Consider the following 6,168-nt stretch of genomic DNA (forward strand, 5'->3'; position numbering starts at 1 on the left):
CAGTCGTCCGCCCCGTATTCGGACGGTGTGAGCAGCGAGGCGAAGATGCGCTCGCGTCCGATGTGGTCGAGGAAGTCGGAGTACCAGACGCGGTTGTGGTCATCCGATTTCAGCCGCGCCTTGCCGCGGGACTCGAAGAAGTCCACGGTCGCGGCCATGATCTCCCCCGAGCGGGCGTCGGGGTAGCGGCGTTGCAGGCGGTTGGGATTGAGCAACATGGGGGCAACGTACTCCCACAAAGCCCTGTTGGTGAACCGCCCGTCCGCCTTAGAGTCAGTCCCGTGCCAGAACTCAATACCGCTCGCGGCGCCATCGACACGGCCGATCTCGGCGTGACGCTCATGCACGAGCACGTGTTCATCATGAGCACCGAGGTCGTCCAGAACTATCCGGATACCTGGGGCGACGAGGAACAACGGGTGGCCGACGCCATCGACCGGCTCAACGAGCTCAAGTCGCGCGGCGTGGACACCATCGTCGACCTCACCGTGATCGGGCTGGGACGCTACATTCCCCGCATCGCGCGCGTGGCTGCGGCCACCGACCTGAATATTGTTGTGGCAACTGGGCTTTACACCTACAACGACGTTCCGTTCCGTTTCCACTTCCTCGGCCCGGGCACGCCGATGGACGGCCCGGAGATCATGACCGACATGTTCGTCCGCGACATCGAGGAGGGCTTTTATAGTCCGGGGGCCGACACCGGCATCAAGGCGGGGATCCTCAAGTGCGCCACCGACGAGCCGGGCGTGACCCCCGGCGTCGAGAGGGTGTTGCGCGCCGTCGCGCAGGCGCACCGGCGCACCGGGGTGCCGATCTCGACGCACACCCATGCCGGGCTGCGGCGCGGGCTCGAGCAGCAACGCATCTTCGAAGAGGAAGGCGTCGACCTGAGCCGGGTGGTCATCGGCCATTCCGGGGACACGACCGACCTCGGCTACCTCGAGGAGCTGATCGGCGCCGGTTCCTACATCGGGATGGATCGATTCGGCGTCGACGCGTTCCTGCCGTTCGAGGACCGGGTGAACACGGTGGCGCAGATGTGCGAGCGCGGCCACGCCGACAAGATGGTGCTCTCGCACGACGCCAACTGCTACTGGGACGCGCTTCCAGAGGAACTGGTGCCGGTGGCGATGCCCAATTGGCATTACTTGCACATCCACAACGACGTGATCCCGGCACTCAAGGAGCGCGGGGTGACCGACGAGCAGTTGCACACCATGCTGGTCGACAACCCCCGCGGCATCTTCGAGCGACAGGGCGCCTACTGAATGGCCGAGAGCGAGCCGGTCCCGCCGATCGGGACGCAGATTTCGGCGCTGGCCGCGCTCGCCCCCGACGAGCCGGCGGTGACGTGTGACGGCGTGACCGTCACTCGCGGCGAACTGGACCGCTCGACCAACCGGCTGGCCCGGACCTACGCCGAGCGCGGCGTCGGCGTCGGCGACTACGTCACGATGGTGTTGCCCAACTCGATCGAGTGGATCCAGGCCGCCGTGGCGTGCTGGAAGCTGGGTGCGGTACCCCAGCCGCTGTCGGCGCGGTTGCCGGAAGCGGAGCTGCGCGGCCTGTTGCAGTTGCGGCCGCCCGCCCTGCTGGTCGGCCGTTACCATCCGGAAATACCCAGCCTCCCAATGGGATTCATACCCGACCCGGCGCTGTCTGACGCCGCGCTGCCCGAGGCGGTGTCGCCGGTGTGGAAGGCGATGGGCTCGGGCGGCAGCACCGGCCGACCGAAGCTCATCGAGTCCGGCGCCGACAGCCGCATCCCGGCCGCCATCGGCTACGGGCTCGGCGCGCAGGAGGGCGACACCACGCTGGTGCCGATTCCGCTGTCCCACAACACCGGCTTCACCACCGCGACGATCGCGCTGCTGATGGGCCATCATCTGTTGCTGATGAGCCGGTTCGAGCCGCAGCAGTTCCTCCGGCTGATCACAGACCACGGGGTCACGTTCCTCACCACGGTGCCGACGATCATGCAGCGGGCACTGCCGGTCTACCAGGCCGACCCGGGCGCCTACGACCTGTCGTCGGTGCGGCGCTTCTGGCACATGGGCGCGCCGTGTCCGCCGACGGTCAAACGGGCATGGATCGACCTGTTGGGACCCGAGGCGGTCTGGGAGCTCTACGGCGGCACCGAGTTGCAGGCGCTCACCTTCATCTCCGGTGATCAGTGGCTGAAGCACCGCGGCTCGGTCGGCGTGGTGGTCGCCGGCGAGATGAAGGTGCTCGACGACGAGGGCAACCCGTGTCCGCCGGGCGTGGTCGGGGAGATCTACATGCGGCCCAGTCCCGGCAGCGCGCCGACGTACCGGTACATCGGCGCGACCGCCAATTCCCGCGACGGCTGGGACTCGCTGGGCGACCTCGGCTATTTCGACGAGGACGGGTTCCTGTACCTGTCGGACCGCCGAGTGGACATGTTCACGGTGGGCGGCCGCAACGTCTATCCGGCAGAGATCGAGAACGCCCTGTCGGCGCACCCGGATGTGCTGTCGTGCCTGGTTGTCGGCGTACCGCACGATGATCTCGGCCAGGTGCCCTACGCCCTGGTACAGGCGGGTTCACCGCTCGACCAGCGGGCCGTACAGGAGTTTTTGCGCGACCGAATCGCCGGTTACAAGGTCCCGCCCACCCCCGACTTCATAGAGTTCGTCGACACGCCGCTGCGCGACGACGCCGGCAAGGCGCGGCGATCCGCGGTGCGCGCCGAGGTCATCGCGCGACTGCGTCCCCCTGAGCCGGCGGCACCACGTCGGCCGAGCCGATAGTGTTGACTGCGGTGGTCCGGTACGCGTAGACATTCGCGCCGGTGAGGCGGGGCGTGGTCGGCACCTGCTCCACTGTGGGGGCGCCACCGCGGGGGGCGGTGCGCCGATGATCGAAAGACGGATTTGGGGTGGCTCATGTGTGCAGCGGAAAGGCCGAGATGACGGCCGCGCCGCGGGCCCAACCGCACCATCGCGAGATCGACGACGCGCAACGCCACCTCGCCGCGCTCTCGCAGGCATTCGCCGCCAAGATCGTCGGGCAGGAGAACCTACGGGAGTCGCTGCTGATCGGCCTTCTTGCCGGCGGCCATGTGCTGATCGAGAGCGTGCCCGGGCTCGCGAAGACAACAGCCGCGCGGGTGATCGCCGAAGCGATCCAGGGCCGCTTTCAGCGCATCCAGTGCACCCCGGACCTCTTGCCCAGCGACATTCTGGGCACGCAGGTGTATGAGTCGGCGACGAATTCCTTCGCCACTCAACTGGGGCCGGTCCATGCCAACATCGTGCTGCTCGATGAGATCAACCGTTCCAGCGCCAAGACGCAGAGCGCGATGCTCGAGGCGATGGAGGAACGCCAAACCACGATCGCCGGAACCCTATATCCGATTCCCCAGCCCTTCCTGGTGATCGCCACCCAGAACCCGGTGGATCAGGAGGGCACCTATCCGCTGTCCGAGGCCCAGACCGACCGCTTCATGCTCAAGGACATCCTGCGCTACCCCACCGCAGCCGAAGAGGTCGAAGTCATGCTGCGCCGCGACGCCGGGGTCTACGACAAAGACCGGGCGGTCGACCCGGTGCTGAGCCTGGAAGATGTCCAACGGCTGCAGGCGGTCGTCCGCACCATTCACCTGGATCCCGCGCTGATGCGCTACGCCAGTCAACTGGTCGCGGCGACCCGCGATCCGCAAGCGCTGCCGCCACAAGTGGGCCGCTTCGTCGAGTACGGGGCCTCGCCGCGCGCCACCATCGCCTTCTGCGAGAGTGCCCGTGCTCTGGCGCTGCTGCGCGGTCGCACCCACGTGCGCCCCGAAGATATTCGCCGACTGGCCCACCGGGTGTTGGCTCATCGACTGATCCTGAGCTTTGAGGCGGCCGGATCGAACGTCACTCCCGACGACGTGGTCGACGCGGTGCTGCGCGCGGTGCGGGTGCCCTGAGCGCGTCATGAGAACCCATCTCCATCGCGCCAGGGAGTACTTCGGCACGGACACCCGCGGTCTGTTGGAAGGGGGCCGCTACTCGCTGTTGCATACGCGCAGTCTGGAATTCGACGATCTGCGTCCGTACGTAGCCGGCGACGACGTCCGCGACATCGACTGGAAAGCCTCGGCGCGTTCGGGTTCCGTCCTGATCAAGCGTTATGTGTCCGAAAAGCACCACAAGATCTTGTTGGTCGCCGACGCGGGACGCAACATGACGGCCGTCGCGCCCAGCGGCGAGGTCAAGCGCGATATCGCGCTCCACGTGATGGGTGCCATCGGACTGATCTCCCTCGGCCGCTCCGATGAGGTGGGGCTGGTCTACGGGGATTCGCGGGGCAGCGCGAACGTTCGCGCGCGTCGCGGAGAAACACACGTTGAAAGCCTGCTGCACCGCTACTACACCCGGGCCTCCGGCCACCCCGCCGCCAGCGACGTGATCACCCAATTGAACTATGTGGCAATGGGTTACCGGCGACGGATGCTGATCATCGTCGTCTCCGACGAACCCGACGCCGACGGCCGGCTCGAGGCCGCGCTGCAGCAGCTGTCGGGACGCCACGAGCTGATGTGGGTGATGGTTTCCGACATGCCCGCCGTCGGCTCGGACGGCGATCAACGCGACGGCTATGACGTCGCGACGGGAGCGTACGTCCTCGGGGGCGCCGCGTTGGGGCCGCGCGTCGTCACCGCCTATCGCCGCCGGGAAGCCGCCCGCGTAGAACGGCTGGAGCAATTCTTGGCCGCCCGCGGCATCGGTTTCGCCCGCATCGGCGCCAGTAGCGAGATCCGCCCCAAGATCGTCGCGTTGACTCAGGCGTTTCAGCATGCCGGCTGACCTGCTGCACTATCTGGGTGGCCCCACCGGGTTCTCGCGATGGTGGTGGGCGCTCGCCGGGATGTGCGCGGTCGTGCTCGTCGGCTACTACGCCGTCGTTTATGTCTGGACGCTGCCACCGGCGCGGCTGCGCCGGATCCCCCTGATCCGCGAGGTGCACGGGCGGTTGCTGCGGCGGCGTTTCCTCCGCACCGTCGCCAGCACCACGGCTCGCTATCGGAGCGGCCAACTCCCCGGCAGGGAGGCCGCGGCGGCGATAAGCGCCGCCCTGCGCAGCTTCTTGCACTTGTCCACCGGTGCGCCGGTGCAGTACATGCACATTGACGACATCATCCGAGACGACCAATTAGCCTCGACTGCTACGGCTTTCGTCGCACTGGGGGACGCCCAATTCGCCACCGAGCCGGCCGACATCGACGGTGTCGCCCGCGCGACGACCGAGGTGATCCGGACGTGGACCTGAGGTGGCCGGCGGTCCTCATCGTCGGGCTGGTCGCGGTGGCCGTCGTCCTGGCCGAGGCGGCATGGGCGCCGATGACCCGGCTCAACACGGTGTTACGCCCGTTGGCCCACGTCGAGCGCCTGACCGGGATGCCCGAATACCTTCGGGCGGTGCGCATCCGGCAGTGGTCGATGCTGATCACGCTGGTGTTGCTGGTGGGCGTGTTCGTGGCGGCGCTGCTGACCACTTCCCGCCCCACGGGATCCTGGTCCCGGGGCCGCACTCCCGGGGGTGCCCGGCCCGACGACATCATGGTGTGCGTGGGGCAGCCGGTCACCGACCCTAGCACGGCCGGCTACCTGAGTTACTTCAACGAGCAAGTCAAAGGCTTTGACACGCAACGCATCGGGCTGACTTCGCCCACCCTGCGTGTCGTGCCGCTGACCCGTGATTACACCTACGCCGGGTCCCAATTCAGCCGTTACGCCGACATGGCCGGATTGCAGCATCGACTCGACAGCAACCGAGAACTGCCCCCACCGCAAGCCGACGAACTGCGCACCGGCATCAACGACTTCTCCCGCGAGGTCGCCTATGTCGACTACTCCCGCAGCCTCGAGGACATCCTGGCGTTGTGCATGGCCGGCTTCCCCTCCTTCGAGGACGGCAGCGCCCGGCGTCGTTCGTTGATTTACTTGGGGTACAGCAACTTTCGTGCCGACGATGAGACCCGCCCCGCGCTCTTCTCCGAGCAGCAGATCAAAGACATGGCAACCAAGGCGGGCATCCAGGTCAACGCGGTCGTCCACGCCGACGACGTCAGGTCACCCGAGCGGTCCAACCAGGAGCTGGCCGCGATCGCCGGCCTCACCAATGGCACGTACGCCGTGTACCACCCGCCCGAGGGCGCCG

Annotated in this window: 6 protein-coding genes and 1 pseudogene; 6 read left to right on the forward strand and 1 reads right to left on the reverse strand. The window is 67.3% G+C overall.

What is annotated here, in order from left to right; all coding sequences use genetic code 11:
* Positions 1-218: pseudogene (locus tag JO059_RS10020) on the reverse strand (acyl-CoA dehydrogenase); the annotation flags it as partial.
* Between the two features lie 63 nt (positions 219-281).
* Here JO059_RS10020 and JO059_RS10025 point away from each other — a divergent pair.
* From JO059_RS10025 to JO059_RS10050, 6 genes are all read left to right on the forward strand, one after another.
* Positions 282-1,271 carry a phosphotriesterase-related protein gene (locus JO059_RS10025; RefSeq protein ID WP_293316233.1) on the forward strand — a complete coding sequence of 330 codons (990 nt, stop codon included), beginning with the start codon at positions 282-284 and terminating at the stop codon, positions 1,269-1,271.
* Positions 1,272-2,774 carry an AMP-binding protein gene (locus tag JO059_RS10030; protein ID WP_293316235.1) on the forward strand — a complete coding sequence of 501 codons (1,503 nt, stop codon included), beginning with the start codon at positions 1,272-1,274 and terminating at the stop codon, positions 2,772-2,774.
* A 158-nt stretch (positions 2,775-2,932) separates the two neighbouring features.
* Positions 2,933-3,934, forward strand: a complete 1,002-nt coding sequence (locus JO059_RS10035; protein WP_293316243.1) for a MoxR family ATPase — start codon at positions 2,933-2,935, stop codon at positions 3,932-3,934.
* Positions 3,935-3,941: 7 nt separating this feature from the next.
* Positions 3,942-4,814, forward strand: coding sequence for a DUF58 domain-containing protein (locus JO059_RS10040; RefSeq protein ID WP_293316237.1), 873 nt, complete (start codon positions 3,942-3,944; stop codon positions 4,812-4,814).
* Entirely contained in the window at positions 4,804-5,277 is a 474-nt protein-coding gene (locus JO059_RS10045) for a hypothetical protein (protein WP_293316239.1), read from the forward strand. The genes JO059_RS10040 and JO059_RS10045 overlap by 11 nt, the downstream gene beginning before the upstream one ends.
* Positions 5,268-6,168, forward strand: a 901-nt coding sequence (locus tag JO059_RS10050; protein ID WP_293316241.1) for a hypothetical protein, incomplete at its 3' end; no start/stop codon positions are given. The genes JO059_RS10045 and JO059_RS10050, both read left to right, overlap by 10 nt.

The sequence above is a fragment of the Mycobacterium sp. genome, from assembly GCF_019247615.1.
GTDB lineage: Bacteria > Actinomycetota > Actinomycetes > Mycobacteriales > Mycobacteriaceae > Mycobacterium.

Bases quoted from the DNA above. Each gene is read 5' to 3' on its own strand.
- JO059_RS10030 (WP_293316235.1), top strand. From the start codon at position 1,272: ATGGCCGAGAGCGAGCCGGTCCCGCCGATCGGGACGCAGATTTCGGCG.
- JO059_RS10035 (WP_293316243.1), top strand. From the start codon at position 2,933: ATGACGGCCGCGCCGCGGGCCCAACCGCACCATCGCGAGATCGACGAC.
- JO059_RS10040 (WP_293316237.1), top strand. From the start codon at position 3,942: ATGAGAACCCATCTCCATCGCGCCAGGGAGTACTTCGGCACGGACACC.
- JO059_RS10045 (WP_293316239.1), top strand. From the start codon at position 4,804: ATGCCGGCTGACCTGCTGCACTATCTGGGTGGCCCCACCGGGTTCTCG.